14 protein-coding genes and 2 pseudogenes are annotated in these 16844 nt (G+C 61.1%); 8 read left to right on the forward strand and 8 right to left on the reverse strand.

Translation table 11 applies throughout. From position 1 onward, the window contains the following. Window positions 1–663: pseudogene (locus U9R81_RS16620) on the forward strand (tRNA uridine-5-carboxymethylaminomethyl(34) synthesis enzyme MnmG); the annotation flags it as partial. Here the strand turns inward: U9R81_RS16620 and U9R81_RS16625 are convergent. The 3 genes from U9R81_RS16625 to U9R81_RS16635 all read right to left on the reverse strand — a co-directional run bounded on the left by U9R81_RS16625 (window position 551) and on the right by U9R81_RS16635 (window position 5341). After that, entirely contained in the window at window positions 551–1780 is a 1230-nt protein-coding gene (locus U9R81_RS16625) for an aspartate aminotransferase family protein (RefSeq protein WP_322496544.1), read from the reverse strand. The pseudogene U9R81_RS16620 and the gene U9R81_RS16625 overlap by 113 nt on opposite strands. Continuing rightward, window positions 1777–3549 (reverse strand): 2-succinyl-5-enolpyruvyl-6-hydroxy-3-cyclohexene-1-carboxylic-acid synthase, encoded by a 1773-nt coding sequence (gene menD / locus U9R81_RS16630; protein WP_322496545.1) that lies wholly within the window; start codon window positions 3547–3549, stop codon window positions 1777–1779. Before menD ends, U9R81_RS16625 begins: the two co-directional genes overlap by 4 nt. 343 nt (window positions 3550–3892) lie before the next feature. Then, window positions 3893–5341, reverse strand: a complete 1449-nt coding sequence (locus tag U9R81_RS16635; protein WP_322496546.1) for an isochorismate synthase — start codon at window positions 5339–5341, stop codon at window positions 3893–3895. A 191-nt stretch (window positions 5342–5532) separates the two neighbouring features. Between U9R81_RS16635 and U9R81_RS16640 the strand changes: the two genes are divergently transcribed. Next, window positions 5533–6180, forward strand: coding sequence for a transposase (locus U9R81_RS16640; RefSeq protein WP_322496547.1), 648 nt, complete (start codon window positions 5533–5535; stop codon window positions 6178–6180). 33 nt (window positions 6181–6213) lie between these two features. On the opposite strand, the gene U9R81_RS16645 is transcribed toward U9R81_RS16640, so the two are convergent. Next, on the reverse strand, window positions 6214–6741 hold the full coding sequence (locus U9R81_RS16645; protein ID WP_322496548.1) for a WYL domain-containing protein: 528 nt from the start codon (window positions 6739–6741) through the stop codon (window positions 6214–6216). Window positions 6742–6941: 200 nt separating this feature from the next. Here U9R81_RS16645 and U9R81_RS16650 point away from each other — a divergent pair, with 200 nt between their 5' ends. Both U9R81_RS16650 and U9R81_RS16655 read left to right on the forward strand, forming a co-directional pair. After that, the gene (locus U9R81_RS16650) at window positions 6942–7073 is read left to right on the forward strand and encodes a hypothetical protein (protein WP_322496549.1); all 132 of its coding nucleotides are present in this window, start codon (window positions 6942–6944) and stop codon (window positions 7071–7073) included. Window positions 7074–7408: 335 nt separating this feature from the next. Then, on the forward strand, window positions 7409–8656 hold the full coding sequence (locus U9R81_RS16655) for a hypothetical protein (RefSeq protein ID WP_322496550.1): 1248 nt from the start codon (window positions 7409–7411) through the stop codon (window positions 8654–8656). A gap of 54 nt (window positions 8657–8710) precedes the next feature. On the opposite strand, the gene U9R81_RS16660 is transcribed toward U9R81_RS16655, so the two are convergent. Then, on the reverse strand, window positions 8711–9982 hold the full coding sequence (locus tag U9R81_RS16660; protein WP_322496551.1) for a DnaJ domain-containing protein: 1272 nt from the start codon (window positions 9980–9982) through the stop codon (window positions 8711–8713). Between the two features lie 146 nt (window positions 9983–10128). On the opposite strand from U9R81_RS16660, the gene U9R81_RS16665 reads away from it, so the two are divergent. The 4 genes from U9R81_RS16665 (at window position 10129) to U9R81_RS16680 (ending at window position 14922) form a co-directional block, all read left to right on the forward strand. Continuing rightward, window positions 10129–10548, forward strand: coding sequence for an EVE domain-containing protein (locus U9R81_RS16665; protein ID WP_322496552.1), 420 nt, complete (start codon window positions 10129–10131; stop codon window positions 10546–10548). Window positions 10549–10859: 311 nt separating this feature from the next. Continuing rightward, window positions 10860–11564, forward strand: coding sequence for a response regulator transcription factor (locus U9R81_RS16670; RefSeq protein WP_322496553.1), 705 nt, complete (start codon window positions 10860–10862; stop codon window positions 11562–11564). Next, the gene (locus U9R81_RS16675) at window positions 11561–12739 is read left to right on the forward strand and encodes a sensor histidine kinase (protein WP_322496554.1); all 1179 of its coding nucleotides are present in this window, start codon (window positions 11561–11563) and stop codon (window positions 12737–12739) included. The genes U9R81_RS16670 and U9R81_RS16675 overlap by 4 nt, the downstream gene beginning before the upstream one ends. Beyond that, window positions 12736–14922 carry a VC_2705 family sodium/solute symporter gene (locus U9R81_RS16680; RefSeq protein ID WP_322496555.1) on the forward strand — a complete coding sequence of 729 codons (2187 nt, stop codon included), beginning with the start codon at window positions 12736–12738 and terminating at the stop codon, window positions 14920–14922. The genes U9R81_RS16675 and U9R81_RS16680 overlap by 4 nt, the downstream gene beginning before the upstream one ends. Before the next feature lie 33 nt (window positions 14923–14955). Here the strand turns inward: U9R81_RS16680 and U9R81_RS16685 are convergent, their stop codons facing one another. The 3 genes and pseudogenes from U9R81_RS16685 to U9R81_RS16695 all read right to left on the reverse strand — a co-directional run. Beyond that, complete coding sequence (locus U9R81_RS16685; RefSeq protein WP_322496556.1) at window positions 14956–15456, reverse strand: hypothetical protein; 501 nt, start codon at window positions 15454–15456, stop codon at window positions 14956–14958. 124 nt (window positions 15457–15580) lie between these two features. Next, on the reverse strand, window positions 15581–16561 hold the full coding sequence (locus U9R81_RS16690; RefSeq protein ID WP_322496557.1) for a tail fiber domain-containing protein: 981 nt from the start codon (window positions 16559–16561) through the stop codon (window positions 15581–15583). A 19-nt stretch (window positions 16562–16580) separates the two neighbouring features. Continuing rightward, window positions 16581–16844 (reverse strand): annotated as a pseudogene (locus tag U9R81_RS16695) (hypothetical protein); the annotation flags it as partial.

Here is a 16844-nt window from a genome sequence, read left to right on the forward strand (position 1 = left end):
GGGGAGCCGTACCGCATGTTTACCTCGCGGGCCGAATACCGGCTGTTCTTGCGTGGCGACAACGCCGATCTGCGCTTAACGCCGCTCGCGTATGAGCTGGGGTTAGTGGATGGCGCGCGGGCAGCAGTGGTGGAAGCGCGGCGCGCGCAGACCGAGCAGGCGGTGCGGCAAGCGCGTGAGCGGCGGCTCTTCCCGGCGGCGGCGATCAACGCGGCGTTGGAAGAACAAGGCATCAAACCGCTGAGCCAGCCGGCCACAGTGGCCGAAGTGCTAGCCCGGCCTGACGTGCGCTACGACCAGCTCCGCGCCGCCATCCCTGATCTGCCGGAACTCGCGCCGGCGGTGGCAGAGCAACTTGAGATTGCCTGCAAGTATAGCGGCTACATTGCCCGCCAAGAGCGGGAAGTAGCGCGCATGCAGAAGATGGAGCACCGGCGCATCCCGCCCGATTTCGATTACACCGCACTGCCGGGACTGCGTAACGAAGCGCGGCAGGTATTGATGCGGTTCCGCCCGGCGACGTTGGGGCAGGCCGGGCGGTTAGCGGGCATCAATCCGGCTGATGTGGCGATTGTGTTGTTTGCGTTGGAGCGGCGGGCAGAGGCGAGCGCAACACTGCCGCAATCGCCGCCACTACCCGTTCCAGATCAGCCTGTTCGATGATCAACGGCGGCAGCAAGCGCAACACGTTGGGGCCGGCGGGCAAAGCCAGCACGCCGTGATCAAGCAACGCGGCAATCACCGGTTGCGAACGGCTCTTGAGTTCGAGGCCGACTAGCAACCCCAAGCCGCGCACCTCGCGCACGGCGGGCAAATTGAGATCGCGCAGCGCTTGTAGCAACCACGCCCCCTTGGCCGCCGCCTGCTCAGGAATCTGCTCTTCGCGGTAAACGCGCAGGGCGGCGCGAGCGGCGGCGCATACCAGCGGGTTGCCGCCAAAGGTCGAACCGTGGGTTCCCGGCGGCAAAGGGCCAAACCGTTCGTGGATAGCGACAGCTCCCATCGGCGCCCCGGCAGCGATACTCTTGGCCAAAATCAGGATATCGGGCGTCACCCCGCTGTGTTCAATCGCAAACAGCTTGCCAGTGCGGCCAAACCCCGTCTGCACTTCATCCACCAACAACAGTGCGCCATTAGCCGCGCAAATCTCAGCCACGCCTTCGAGATAACCGTCCGGAGCGGGCCGCACGCCACCCTCGCCCTGCACCGGTTCAACCAGCACCGCCGCCGTCTGCGGGCCAACCGCAGCGCGGAGCGCATCGAGATTACCGTAAGGTACGTGGCTAAATTCCGGCACTAGCGGCACAAATGGCTCGCGATACTTGCTCTCCCATGTCGCGCTCAGCGCCCCCATCGTGCGGCCATGAAACCCGCGCATGGTCGCGATAATGCCGGGCCGCCCGGTGAGCAAGCGGGCAAACTTGAGCGCCGCTTCAACCGCTTCAGCCCCGCTATTGCAGAGAAAGATGCGAGACGGGAAGGGCAAGGCCGCCGCTAACTCGGCCAGATACGCGGCGCGCACATCATTGGGGAAGATTTCAGGGCAACTGATCAGTCGTTCAGCCTGCTCGCGGATCGCGGCCACAATCGCCGGGTGGCTATGGCCGAGGTTGGCCGCACCCTGACCGCCCACGCAATCGATGTACATCCGGCCTTCGGCATCGTACAGATGCGCGCCTTTGCCGCGCACAATCGCCAGCGGGCGTTTGGGGTACAGGCCGCTGGTATACTGCGCCTCTTGGGCAATAATATCGGCATTGGTCACAAAGGTAGGTGTCACTCCGGTCTCCTTTCCACCAACCCGGCCCGCTCAAGCGCGGCGCTGATCAAAGGCCAGATCGCGCGATGATCGGCCACATTCTGGTCGCGGCGGGTGCGAATCTCAATCAGATGCAGACCACCGGCCAAACTCGCTTGCAGAGCGGCTTGGGCCGCCGGCCAATCGGCGGCCAGCGTATAACGGGCGCCGTGCAGAGCAGCCAACGGCGCAAAATCGATCCCGTGCGGGGTGCCAAACAACAACTCAAACTGGTCGGTCTCGCTGGCCTGAGGCAAAAACGAGAAGATCCCGCCGCCATCATTATTGATCAAGAGAATAGTAGCGTTGAGCTGATGCAACCGCGCCGCCAGCAAGCCATTGGCATCGTGCAACAGCGAGAGATCGCCGAGCGCCATCACCAACGGCGTCGCGCCGCCGGCAGCCAAACCGAGCGCGGTCGATACCAAGCCATCAATCCCATTCGCGCCGCGATTGCCGAGCACCGCCAGCGGCAGCGCGCGCGGGCCGAGAAAACTATCGCAATCGCGCACCGGCATCGAATTGCCGACGAACAGCGTCGTACCGGCAGGCAGCCATTCGCCGAGGCGAGCAAACAACCCCGGCTCGCTGATCGCCGGCTGGGCCAGTAAATGCTCTGCCATTGTCGCGCGGGTCACCCGCTCGGCAGTTAGCCATGCCCGCAACCACAGCGTCGGGCCCTCGCGTTGGGATGAAGCCAGCGCATCGGCCAGCGCCATACAAAACCAATGCTCATCGACCGGCAGATGCTCGGCGGCGAGACTAGTCGGTTCGCGCCAACCGGCCCCACCATCGATCACCAGTTGGCGGGCCTGCGGATGGCGCTGCAGATAGAGCAACACCGGCTTGCTGGTCGGCATCGCGCCAAACCGCAGCACCACTTCCGGCGCATACGCAGCGGCAAACCGCTCATCGCGCAAAAAGGCGTCGTACGCGCCGAGCACCACATCATCGACATGGCGGCCATAGCGCACGCCAGAGAGCGGATCGGCCAAAATCGGGAAGCGCAAGCAATGGGCCAGCGTCACCAACAGCGGGCCAAGATCAGGCGGGCAATCGGGGCCGGCGATAATCAACCCATGCCGGCACTCAACCAGACTGGTCGCCAGCGCAGCCAGCTCGGTACCGCCGAGCATCCGGCGCGCCGGCGCCACCTGCACCGGCGTAACCGGCGCGGCCAGCAGCGACGCCAGCAGCGCGCGGTCGGGCACCAACGGCTCGCGGAAGGGCAGATTAAGATGAACCGGCCCAGCGGGAGCGCTGCGCGCTGCCCCAATTGCTCTGCCAAGCGTGGCGCGCAAAAATGGTACGAGCGGCGTATGCGGCACCGGCAGATCAACAAACCAACGCACATTCCGGCCAAAAATTCCAATCTGGTCAATTGTTTGCGGCGCGCCATTATCGCGCAGCTCAGGCGGACGGTCGGCGGTGAGCAACAGCAACGGTACGCGGGCAAGATTAGCCTCAACAACTGCCGGCAACAGATTCGCCACCGCCGTGCCCGACGTGCAGAGCACTGCTACCGGCGCACTGCGCGAGCGGGCCATACCCAGCGCAAAAAAACCGGCGGAACGCTCATCGAGATGCATCCACACCCGCAGATGCGGATGGCGCGCAACTGCCAGCGCCAACGGCGTACTGCGCGAACCGGGACAGACCACCACGTCATGCACCCCGCTCGCCGCCAGACCATTGGCAATCGCTGCCACCCAATGGGTCAGCGCATAAAGATGGCTTGAAACATCGCTCATCATTCATCCCTTGTCGGCCCTCACCCCAGCCCCTCTCCCACTAACGTTGAGGGCGGCCAGACCATGTGATCGATTGCAACCGTGGATCGCTGTGCAATACTGTAAAGTCCCGTGCTGCACTCCCCCTCACCCCTCCCCCGCTGGGGAGGGGTGGGGGCAAACCAGCGCATCCTAACGCCATCAACCGTATCTATGCTCATCTGTTCTGCCCGCCCTTGAACCCACTGGTGCGGGAGCGTGGAGCGTAGGAACGTTGCGGCATCGCACAGCCAAAGATGTTGTTCGCCCCTCGCGCCGTACCGGCGGGGCAAAGGAACCATATGAGCGGGAACAGACTCTCGCACTAGCCAATCATCTCTTCGCCTGCCCCCAGCGCCCCTAGCATAGCGCGCAACTTAATGCGAGTTTCGGCCAACTCCCGTTCCGGATCAGAAGCGGCCACAATCCCGCAGCCGGCAAACAAGGTCGCCTCGCGGCGGCCAATCAACGCCGAACGCAGCGCCACCGCAAACTCACCATCGCCGCGGGCATCGACCCAACCGACCGGCGCAGCGTACCAACCGCGATCGAGCCGCTCGCGAGAGCGGATCCACGCTAGCGCCGCCGGGCCGGGTTTGCCGCCGACGGCGGGAGTAGGATGCAGCCGGCCAACTAGATCGAAAATATCGTAGCCGGGCCTGATACATGCCGTCACTGGCGTAAAGAGATGCTGGACATTCCGCACCTGCATAATCTCAGGCGAGTCAGACGCTTGCACATCGTCACAATACTCAGCCAGCGCCGAGCGGATCATCTGCACCACAAACGCATGCTCAGCGCGATCCTTCGCACTCTGCAACAGAGCAGCGGCCAGCGCCGCATCTTCAGCCGGCGTCTTACCGCGGGGAGCAGAACCGGCCAAAGCTGAAGCGGACACCCGGCCATCACGGAGAGCGACCAAACGTTCGGGAGACGCGCCGAGAAAGGTACGACCGCCGCGCGCGACGGCAAACACAAAGGTATGCGGATAATCGCGGCGCAACACATCAAGCGTGGCCGCAGTATCGAATGGCTCGGCCCCCCGTAGGCGGACAGCACGTGCCAGCACCACCTTCTCAAGTGCACCGGCGCGGAGATCAGCGATCGCATCGGCGACAATCGCCTTCCATTCGGCAGGATCAAGCGACACATCCACCTGCAAATCGAGCGGCGGACGGCGGGGACGCCACGGCAACCCGATCAAGGCCTGCAAACGGCGAGCGGCGGCGGCGCCAAGTGAGAGCGTCGAACTACGCTCATCAACCATACCGTTCACGGTGAGGGTCGTCACCTCACCTTGGCGAACGATCAGCAACCGCGGCAGCACCAGCAGGGCATGGGGATAATCACGCCACAACTCGCTAGCCGGCTGAGCGGGATCGAAGCGAAACCCAGCGATCGCCACCGGCCCCTGCACCGGCACATCAGGGTCAACATTAATCACCGCCTCAGCCACCAACTGCCGCCACGCTGCGGCGCTAGCGGCGAACCGATCAATCTCAGGCGGCGGGGTAAAACTCCATGCAGCGCCGAGACCGGTCAACTCAAAACCGGCAGCGGGCACGCTCCAAAACAACCGATTATGGGTTACACCGGCGCCACGGGCAAAGAGGGCCAACGGATCACGCAACCCAACTTGGGTCGTCACACTCACCAACACCGGGCGGCCTAAGGCGCGCGCGCGCCGGCGCGCAACCTCGGCAGCCGCCTCCATGCGCGGCACTTCTCGCAGTGCAGCGGTTGTCACCCGCACACCCACTAATGGATTTGACATAATAATTTACGAATGATAGCGAGTCACACCGAAATAGCGCACTCTACAGCTCGACTCACTACATAGTAACACGTTTCCGGTCACGAATTTAAACCGCAAGCGCGCCGTTCGTGCGCTCCAGATTTGATCAAATCGCCAACATTAGTTAAAATTTACCAATACCGATTCGCCCGGAACATGTCGCTATTATCATGCAACAACTACTCAAACACTACGTCGCGCCGTCCCAATTTCCTCCGGCCACCATCACCTTCATCACCTTCCCGCTGATCGATACCATCCCGGAGGAAACGCTGCTCCAACTGAAACAAGAACAAAACCGGACGCAGGCTGCAATCACCGCGCAGTACACTGGCGCCGAGCAACTCTATCACCTCTACCAGCTCGTCCAGCATCACTTCGAGCGGCTCGATGCGCTGTTAGATCAGGACATTGCCGGCGGCCCGCAATGGCTGATTGAACCAGCGATTGCGCAGATAGTCAGCGATGCGTTAGCTGAATTCAATGGCCGCTACTACCGGATGTTCGGCTACTGCATCATGCCCAACCACGTTCATCTCATCATTGAGCGCAGCAATGCGGTACCGATGTACCAATACTCGCTAGCCCGGCTGATCAAGCGTTTCAAAGGCCAGACCGGCCGGCACGCGAATGAAGTGATCAATCGCAGTGGCTCCTTTTGGCACCTCGATCACTACGAATACCCAATCTACCGGGCGGGAGAAGCCGAGCGCGTGCTGACCTACACCCAGCACAACCCGGTGCATGCCGGTCTGGTATCGCATCCGCGCGAATGGCCGTACCGGTTTGACATTGCGGAAGAGTGGCGCGAGTGGTGAGGGTTTGCGAGAGCATGGGTAGGAGAGACGGCTCTACAGGCCATCTCTTCTGATTGGAACCCACGCCTTCCGCGAGGGAGGGCGACCTTCGACATCGGCGCCCCAGCCGCGAATCCACGGTAACATCTCTTTTGGTTCGGCAATCTGCGCGCGCCAGATCAGTGTGCCATCAGGTTGCGCTTCAACCTGCTCGGAACGGTGCCAGCGCGTTTCTTGCACCCGGCGGGCAACGCGCGCATTGAAGCGCAGGACGCCGTCGACCGGTTCGTGGTCGCTCGTCCAGATGCCCCACGCGCTGGATAGATACTCACGTGGATCGAAGCTGGCCGGTATCTGATAGCTCTCGCGGGTGAGTTCGGCGCGCCGGATGCGTTCGATCTTGAGCGTTAACATGCGCGCTGGCAGCCATCCGCGTTTGTGCTGAAGCTGGGCTAAGCCAATGACGTGCGTGGTTTGACCAATCGCGTACGGTTCGATGAAGTATGGACTGAGCAGGTATTCCGATCCCTTCTCGCCGCTATCGCTCTGATGCCAGACTTTTCTTTGTGCTCTGAAGCCCAAGCTTCAGTGAGGGTCTCTAGCACGCTCAGATAGACCGGATCATCCCGTTGGGCCGAATCGTCCATGATGTCGGCGGCCTGTAGCACATGCTGGCTAATGCGCTGCGCCCAATGCCCAATCGCATGGCCGAGTTTGCGCAGCGCGGCAGCCGCATGCCGGTTTTGCCGATCCATCCGTGTGGCTAGCAGCCGTGCTGCGAGATGCACGGCCATCGCTTCGTGCAGGTTCAGGCGGAGATTGATGAGATCGGCATTGCGATCAATCTTGAGCCGGCCATCCGGTTCTTCATAAATATGCTTTGGCGCATCGGCCAGATTGCGCTTAATGGTTGAACGATCGACCCCTAATCACTAGGCAATCTCAGCTTGCGTCAATCCTTCAGGATGGGCAAGGAGCAGTTGTTCGAGCTGCAACAGGCGCTCGGCTTTGTTCGCGGCTCGTTTCATTGCTCGCTCCTAGGTGCGCTCGTTGGGTAGGCTATGTACAGCATAGCAGGTCGTTGTTGCACCTAACGCAACAGGTTGGATGGTTTCAGTATAAAATGAGTGTGTGACATGTACGGTCACATATTGAACGGATTTTGATAACAATTTTATTCTCTCCACCCCGCCCCAAATCTTGGTATACTACTTAGTACACCGTACTGTCCCCCGGAAAGGAGCGAAGTATGGCGGCGCGCCGGATTCTGCTGACGCTGATTGGCCTATTGAGCGTGGTGATTCTGATCGGCAGCCTGAGCGCCGGTGTGTTGACCGTTTTGCTGATCACAAACCGGCCCGTTGATCAGAAGCTGCTGGTGGTGGGGCCAGAGCGCCGGTTGGCGCTGGTCGATCGCCATGGCACGGCGCAGGTGCTGGCGGACGATCGCAGTCCGGAGTTGTTCCGTTACCCGGCGTTGGCGCCTGATGGCAGCCGGATTGCCTATATTAGCCAGAGTGGTAATACTAGTGTGTTGCGGGTGATTGATCTGCGCAATGGCGCGCGGGTGGAACTGTATCGCTCGGCGACGAATCCGCCGCTCTATATGGTGTGGTCTCCCGATGGTCGCTATCTCTCGTTTTTGTCGAACCGCGGCGGCGGTGGGTTGGGGATGCATGTCGTGGTGGCGGATGGTTCGCGTCCCGCTGAGTTGGTCAGTGTCTCGCCGACGTCGCTCTATTTGGCGTGGCAGCCTGATAGCACGGCTTTGCTGGTGCATATTGGCGGTTCAACCTTTGAAGATGGCCGCTTGGTGACGGTGCAACCCGGTCGTTCGCAGCCGTTGTATGAAGTTAGCGATCCCGGCTTTTTCCAGACGCCGGCATGGAGTGTTGATGGCCAGAGTTTCTTTTATGTGGCGCAACCCCCGATTGATGGCCCGCCGGCAGTGGAAAAGGTTGAGAGTGTGTTGACGCGGGTGAAGGTGGGTGAGACCCAGCCGCAGGCGTTGGCCCGTGAGCCGCAGGCGGCGATTATCTTTGGCCGTTCGCCGCGCAGTGATGAGATTGCGTACACCACGATCGGCCCCAATGGGTTTGGCCCGCTGAAGCTGGTTGCGCTCGATGGCAAGGTCTATACCTTGTCGGCGCAGGATGATAATGTCGTTGCGTTTTTCTGGTCGCCGAACGGTGAGCAACTGGCGTATCTGACCCCAGCCGGGCGGACATCAAATGGTGCAGTGCAGTTGCGCTGGCAGTTGGTCAACCGCACTGGCGGCGCGCCGCGTGCGTTGACGACCTTCGCGCCTTCACAGGAGTTTTTGGCCCAAATTAATTTCTTTGATGCCTACGCGCTGTCGTTCGATCTCTGGTCGAGCGATGGCCGGGCCTTGGTCTATAGCGCGCGTGATGGGGTGTATGTGCTGGATATTGGCCGCGGGATCGCCAGCCGGCGCAGTGACGGCGTGTTGGCGATGTGGTTGCCGCCGGAGAGGTAGGGAGTGGGGAGTAGGGAGCAGGGAACTCTGCATCACTGTCTTCCCTACTCCCTGCTAACGCAAAGCGCGAATCACGAGATTGCTGAACGTCGCGGTGGTGGCGTTGCGTTCGGCACGGGCCAGCAGGCCGTATCGCGCGTCGGGCGGCGGGGTGGCGCTGGTGACAATGCTCACTACTTGATCGTTGATCCGCAATTCGATGCTCTGGCCTTCGAGCCGCGCGCTGAGGCGGGGGCGTTCGGTGAAGGTGAACGCTTCTTCGGCGAGGAGGGTGCGTTGGTCGCCGTTGCGTTCATCGCAACGGAATTGGCCGCTAGCCGGATTGATGATAAAGCTGAGGTAACGCTGTGGGTCGTTGAAACGCAGTATCAATCCGCCCCAATCCCCGATGACGCTTACGTCCACTTCAATCACCATATCGGCCCCGATCGGCGAGGTGCGGAAGGCCCAAATGTCGCCGAGGCCGGCGTTGGCTTGAATGCGATAGGCGCCATTGCCTGCGCTGACGCTCCAGCCGTTGCCGCTCGTAATCGGCCAGTCGCTGTTGGGGCCGAAGTTAGCTTGATAGACGATCGGCCCGCCGGCAGCGATCGTCGTGGGTGATGGCGCAGCAGTAGGTGATGGTGCGGCGGTAGGTGATGGCGCAGCGGTAGGTGATGGTGCGGCGGTAGGTGATGGCGCAGCGGTAGGTGATGGCGCAGCGGTAGGTGATGGCGCAGCGGTAGGTGATGGTGCGGCGGTAGGTGATGGTGCGGCGGTAGGTGATGGCGCAGCGGTAGGGATGGGTGCATTCTCTAGCTCTTGCACCGTCATTGCCCCCTGAAGTTGTCGCCAGCCGTACCAGCCGAGGAGGGTCAATGTCAGGCCGCCAACTGCTGCCGTTAACAGGGTGCGGCGCGAAATGGCTGGCTCACCCGTAGCGGCTGGCACTTGATACTCAGCTTCCAGCTCGGTAATCAAGGCCGCGCAATCGCGGTACCACGGATTGATGCGTTGCAGTTCACGCAACGTAGCTAACGCCTGTAACCGTCTGCCGGCGGCGAGATGGGCTTGCGCTTGCGCGTATAACTCGGCTTGGTAATCACGCTGTGCCGGTGTGACTGGCGCGATTGACGGTCGCCGCCGGCGCAGGTTCTGATACGCCTGATTGATCCGGCGCGCGCGGCGGGCAGCATATTCTTGCTCAGCCGGTGAAGCGCCGGCATACCGGTCAGGATGGTAGAGGCTGATCTGTTTGAGGTACGCCTGTTTAATGTCGGCTGGCGCTGCGCCGGGCCGGATGCCGAGGATGGCGTAGTCGTCAAGTTGTTCAAAATCGTCGTTCACGCAACCCCCTTTTGCGCCGGGCATTATAGCATGCCGCCAGTTCCTGTGCTGGCAGGTGTACGCTGTCATTGCGCAATTATTGATGGTACCATAAAAAATGGTATCATGCGATATGTTCGCTCATTGCAATCATCGAGGATGCCCCTATGCCGAATTATTGGTTACTCAAGACCGAACCAACTGTCTACAGTTTCGCCGATTTGGTGCGGGAAGGCCGTGCGGTATGGGATGGCGTAGAAAACAATGTGGCCCTCAAGCACATGCGCGATATGCGCAGTGGTGATGAGGCGTTGATTTACCATACCGGAGACGAGCGGCAAGCGGTTGGCTTGGCGCAAGTGGTCAGTGATCCCTACCCTGACCCGAAACAGAACGATCCGCGTCTGATGGTGGTTGATGTTGTGCCGGTCAGGTTGCTGGCGCGCCCGGTGACTCTAGCGGCAATTAAGGCCGATCCCTTCTTTGCCGATTTTGCGCTGGTGCGGCAAGGCCGGCTGTCAGTCGTGCCGGTGACGGTGGCCCAATGGGAGCGGCTGCTGGCAATGGAAGAACCGGCAGGCTCATAATGGCATCGGGCAAGTTATGGTATACTTCACAGCACGAATAGGAATGTGCTCATCGTGATTGCCGGCTCGGCTTGAACGCCAGATGCGGTGCTGCGCATCATGCTTTGCCGGTGTAGGGTAGCGCAGTCAGCCAAAAACAGTATTTCTTCCCCATATTTGGATTGTCTCTCGTTTGCTAGCGTTTGGTAACGCTATTGTTGTCATGGGGCTTGCCCGCTTCCCGTCCGGGAAACGGCTCATCTGGCATAAGAACTGTTGCCTGCATCTCTACGACAATACTGCCGCCATTGAAGGAAGCAGGGAGCGCTGCAATGGAAGCAGCTACGATTCTGGTGGTTGATGACGAGCAACCGATTGTCGATCTGGTGACCAGTTATTTGACCAATGAGGGCTTTGTCGTGCATCGGGCCTGCGATGGGCCCAGCGCGTTGGCTCTTGCGCGTAACGTGAAACCCGATCTGGTGGTGCTGGATGTAATGCTGCCCGGTCTTGACGGGATCGAAGTGTGCCGGCAGTTGCACCGCGACACTTCGGTGTATGTGTTAATGTTAACGGCCCGCGCTGATGAGATCGATAAGTTGATCGGCTTGTCGGTGGGGGCCGATGATTATCTGACCAAGCCCTTTAGCCCGCGTGAGCTGGTGGCGCGGGTGAAGGCGATCTTGCGCCGCAATCGAGCGTTGCGTTCGGCTGAGACGATCCAGCGTCCGGTGCTGCAATTTGAAGGGTTGTTGATCGATCCCGAGCGGCGTGAGGTTGAGCGCAACGGGGTGCGGGTTGATCTGACGCCGCGCGAGTTCGATCTGCTCTACGCGCTGGCCAGTTATCCGGGGCGGGTATTTACCCGCGAAGAGTTGCTGCAACGGGTGTGGGGGCCTGATTTCGCCGGGATTGACCGCGTGGTTGATGTGCATATCGGCACGTTGCGCCGGAAACTGGATGATGATCAGCACGGAACGCCGTTGGTGCAGACGGTGCGCGGCGTGGGGTATAAGTTTGTCGGCGGCGCGCGATGAAGAAGTGGTTGCATCAACTCCGCTGGAAGCTGTTTATCTCCCATCTGATTATTGTCTTGATGGCGTATGTGGTGTTGTTGGCGGCATCGAGCGTGCTGGCGAGCCTCGGTTTGACCGGTTTTGCGCCACTGACTCTTGGCTCGGCGGCGGCGGAAACTGGGCAATTGGGCGCCAGCGCCGCCAACGCGGCGCTTGAGTTGAAAGAGCAGGTACAGTCGGTGATCCAGCAGGCGTTGCTGATCAGCGGGTTTGCCGCGCTAGCCGCTTCGGTCGTGGTGAGCCTCTTCGTCTCGCGCCGGATCGTTGAGCCGATTCAAACCCTCTCACATGTCAGCCGGCGCTTGGCGCAGGGATTTTATCGCGAGCGCACGAGCATTCAAGCCGATGATGAAATTGCCCAATTAGCCCAAAGCGTGAACCAGTTGGCCGATACGCTCGATCAGACCGAGCGCCGGCGTTTAGCCTTGCTGGCCGATGTCACCCACGAGTTGCGCACGCCGTTGGCAACCATCGGCGGGTATATGGAAGGCTTGGTTGATGGGGTGGTTTCGGCGAATCCGGCGACGTTCAACCTGATTTTGCGCGAAACCCGCCGCTTGCAACGCTTGATCGAAGACCTTGAACTGTTGTCGCGGGTGGAAGCCGGGCAGTTGCCGGTGGTGGCCCGCGCTATCGATCTGCGTCCGGTGCTAGAGGCGCAAATCGCGCAGTTTGAGCCGCTGTTTAGCAGTAATCAGGTCAATTTATGCCTCGATGCGCCTGAACACTTGCCGCAAGTCTGGGCCGATCCCGATCGGGTGGCGCAGGTGGTGATCAATATTCTGGCTAACGCCTATCGCTATACGCCGTCGGGTGGAACAGTCACGGTGCAGGTGCGCGCTGATGATCATGAGGTGCGCGTGGCTATTATCGATACCGGAATCGGTATTGATGCCGAACATTTGCCGCACCTCTTTGAGCGTTTTTACCGGGTTGATAAATCGCGCGCGCGCAACAGCGGCGGCAGCGGGATTGGGTTGGCGATTGCGCGCCACCTGATTTATACCCAAGGGGGCGAGATTTGGGCCGAGAGCGATGGGATCGGTAAGGGGTCGCGGTTTATCTTTACCCTGCCGCTTGCTCCGCAGATGGCGGTCGTGCGGGTGGAATCGGTGACAACGGCTGATGTAGCATGAGCGCAAGTTTCTGGATTGGCCTCTTTCAGCTTTTTCTCGTGGTTGGCGGCGCATTGGCAGTGTCGCTGTTCATTATCGACCGCTTGTTCCCGCCAATGCGGCAGGTGCAAGGTTCGGTGGAACCGTACAACCTCCGCACGCCGGTCACGCGCACGGCGACAGTGGTCCCACCGCCGCTGCAATGGCCGCTGGCGCCGGCATGGTTGCCGCAATACTGGCAGGAAAATCTGCGCTTGGTCGGTCCGCTGCTATTGATCTGGCTATTGAGCGTGGTATTGCCGGTTGTGTTAGCCGTGCCACTGAACCAGATCAGCGTCTTAACCGGATTTCCGCTCGGTTACTATATGGGTGCGCAGGGAACGCTGATCTGTTTTGTTGCCCTCACCTTTGCCTATAACTGGCGGATGCGGCTGCTCGACCGGCGCTTTGGCATCGATCCGGCTGATTCTCCGGAGGAACGTCTTACCCGCCGGCGCTATTCAGTGCGGTATCTCTTGTTCGCGACTGGCTTGTTCGGCTTGATGGGCCTGTTCATTATCCTTGAGACGTGGTTTGGCTTGCCGGCGAACCTGATCGACTGGAGTTTTCTCGCGCTGGCGATCGGTCTCTACGCCGTGATCGGCATTCGCTCGCGCGCCGATACGCTCGATGCCTATTATGTCGCCGACCGTAAAGTGCCGGGAATCCTCAATGGCTTAGCTACTGGCTCGGATTGGATGAGCGCCGCTTCGTTTATCAGTATGGCTGGCGCACTCTATTTGCTTGGCTTCGAGGGTCTCGCCTACATCACCGGCTGGACGGGCGGGTACGTCTTGTTGGTGCTGCTGCTCGCGCCTTACCTGCGCAAATTCGGCCAATACACGCTGGTCGATTTTATCGGTGCGCGCTATCCCGGCGCCGGCGCGCGCGTGATCGCCGCCGTATCCAGCATTATCATCTGCTTTACCTATGTCACTGCCCAAGTGACCGGGATCGGCATCATTATGAGCCGGTTTCTCGGTCTGAACTATATGGTCGGCGTGATTGTCGGCTTGGCGGCGGTGTTGCTCTGCTCGTACCTCGGCGGCATGAAGGCGATTACGTGGACGCAAGGCGTGCAGGGGATTATCCTCGTCTTTGCGTATTTGGTGCCGGTGACGTGGCTGGCCTATAAGCTGACCGGGGTGGCGCTGCCGCAGGTGATGTACGGCGAGGCGCTGAGCAATATTGCCCAACTGGAACAGGCGCAGGGCTTGTCGAGCTATGTCGCGCCGTTTAACGATTGGTCGATCTGGAATTATCTCGCCCTGAGCCTCTGTCTGATGCTGGGTACCGCCGGCATGCCGCACATTCTGGTACGCTTCTACACAGTGCCAACAGTGCGCGATAGCCGGAGCAGTGTGGCATGGGCGTTGTTGTGGATCTGCGTACTCTATTTGACGGCGCCGGCGTATGCAGCGTTTTCGCGCTGGGAGATTCTCGGTTCGGTGGTTGGCCAACCGGTGGCCGAATTGCCCGATTGGACGAACCGGTGGGCGAGTACTGGCTTGCTGACGATCGCCGATGATCCCGATATGGGGGGGAATGGCGATGGCGTGTTGCAGTATCAGGAGTTGCAGATCGACCAAGATTTGGTGGTCTTGGCGACACCGGAAATTGCCGAGTTGCCGGCCACCGTGGTGGCGCTGGTCGCGGCAGGCGGCATGGCGGCGGCCTTAAGCACTGCCGATGGACTGCTGATGGTGATTGCATCGGCAGTGGCCCACGATATTTACCATCGCACCCTCAACCCGCGGGCCGGTTCCCGCGAACGATTGCTCTTAGGGCGGCTGGCGATTCTGGTGGTGGCGATTCTGGCCGCCTTGACGGCGCTGCAACGGTTGGCAATCATCGTGCAGTTAGTGGCTTGGGCTTTCTCGTTTGCCGCCGCGACGATCTTTCCGGTGTTGGTCTTGGGTATTTTCTGGCGGCGGGCGAATAGCCGCGGCGCAGTGGCCGGGATGCTGAGCGGTTTTCTGGTGACGGCTAGCTACATGGCGCTGACCTACCTCGCGCCAGAGTGGGCCATTTTGGGGATTTCCAGCTCGGCAGCCGGTATCTTTGGCATGCCGGTCAACTTTCTGGTCACGTGGCTGGTGAGCCGGCGCGGCCCGCCCCCTGACTCCGAAGTGTCGGCGTTGGTTGATTATGTGCGTTATCCGTGATTAAGGCGATGAGGAAGCTGGGGTTTTTAGCAATCAGCAATGCTTGCCGCTGAGGGCGCAGAGGCTATGTGCGGCAACTATGCCTCTGCGCCCTCGGTGGTTAACGGTTGCTTCTATCGATCGCTGATATAGTGCAGGCGCGCCGCTACCGCCGCACCAGCGGTATGAACAGCTTGCCATCCCGCTGGCTCCGCTCCAGAACCCGCCGTGCAGCGTGTACGCGCCGCCGCTCAGCGAACCCGCGTCCGCTTGCCCAATCGTACTACCCAGCGCGTCAGCGCCTCCCGTGCTGAACGTCGCGCCGCCGCCATCAATGGCGCTCCACATCAGGTTGTCCCCGCCGCCGGATTGGGCCGCTGCGTGCGGGGCGATAGCGACGACCAGCATGAGGGCCAGCTCCGCCGCGAGCGCGCTCGCCACCACATAGCGTAGTGTATGACGACTAGCCAGTGTGTGCGCCGCGTAGCCATCTCGTTCTGCATCACCGGCCTCCTTGCGCGCGTCGCCGGCCCAGCCAGAACGCACTCGTGCCACAGAGCACTCCTGCCGCAAACCACACCCCATCAGCGACCGGGCTAGTCGCCGGCGCAGCGACGCGCGTTCCTGCGTGCTGTTCCAGCGCCGCGAGGCGCGCTTCCAGTTCGGCAATCTGCGCCGCTTACTCTTGCGCCACCTGATGCAACCCTTGAATTGCTGCCAACGCCACGCCGTCGGCGTCAACCGTCGCAATGTGGGTATCGTCCGCGCCGACGCCAAACGCTGCGTAGAAATCCTGCGCCGTCGGCCCGATATGGCGAATCGTCGCCTGCTCGGCGATATAGTTCCACGTGTGGATGGGGAGGTTGGCGACCCGGGAGAGAATCGCGCGTGCGTTCACGTTGGCAAAGTTCTCCTTCGCGGCGCGGTCGCTCGCATTAGTCCACACCCCGCCATTCGTCAGATGCGCGCCGATCCACGTGTAGATAAATCTCTCGGAGAGCGCGCCGGTGCTCGGAGTAGCTTTGCCGAAATAAATGCCGCCCGACGCGCGGACAATGAACGAATTCGCAACCGAACCGATAAAGGGTTCATTGTAACTGTCGGCCCACACAAACATGCCGGCCGCATTCGCTTGGCCCCGACGTCCGGCTACAAAGCTGTACGCACCCTGAGCGGTATTGCCCCGTCCCCCGCCGGCGGTGGCGTAGGCGCCGCTGGCAGTGTTGTAGGTTCCCCCGCCGGCGGTGGCGTAGGTGCCGCTGGCAGTGTTGTAGGTTCCCCCGCCGGCGGTGGCATACGGGCGATCACTTGCTGATCCGGCATCATTGCCTGCTCGGTTGCCGATCCCTCCCCCCACCGTGCCATAGTCGTCAGTCACCCGGTTGGCACAGGGGGCGCTGCCCGTACTGCAATCGTTCGTTGTGCGTCCGCCGCCGCCGATGGTCGCGCCCGCTATGCCGCTCGTCACCGTGTTCGCGCTCGATCCGCCGATCAAGTTGGGACTGGTCGCGTTCGGCTCGATCCGCAAGGTGCGCGCGCTATTCACCTTGATCTCCAGCGCCACGTTATCGGTCGTGCCGATAAAGTTGGTTCCCACTGTGGTGCCGCTGTTGCCAGCCAGCGCCCAAAAAGCCGTCGTGTCGTTGTCGCTCGCGCACATCCATGCGCTGCCGTTCCATTTAGCGACTTGGTTGGCCGCACAACTCTGCGGCAGTTGGTAGCTCGCGGAAAGGCTGAACTAGTTCCCCGTCAATGCCAGTCCCGCCCCGGCTGTGTGTGGTGTCGTTATCCACTCCATCGGCAAAGCCGGCCGGCACGCCAGCCAACCCGCTCCACGGTGCGATCGTGGCGTAGAGCGCATACGGCGTCGCCGTCACCGCTTGGCGCGGGCTGAGTGTGGTGGAGCTGCCGGAGCTGGCGCCGGGCCGCACCCGAACCTCCAG

Origin of the sequence: Chloroflexus sp. (assembly GCF_034435895.1) — a bacterium.
GTDB lineage: Bacteria > Chloroflexota > Chloroflexia > Chloroflexales > Chloroflexaceae > Chloroflexus.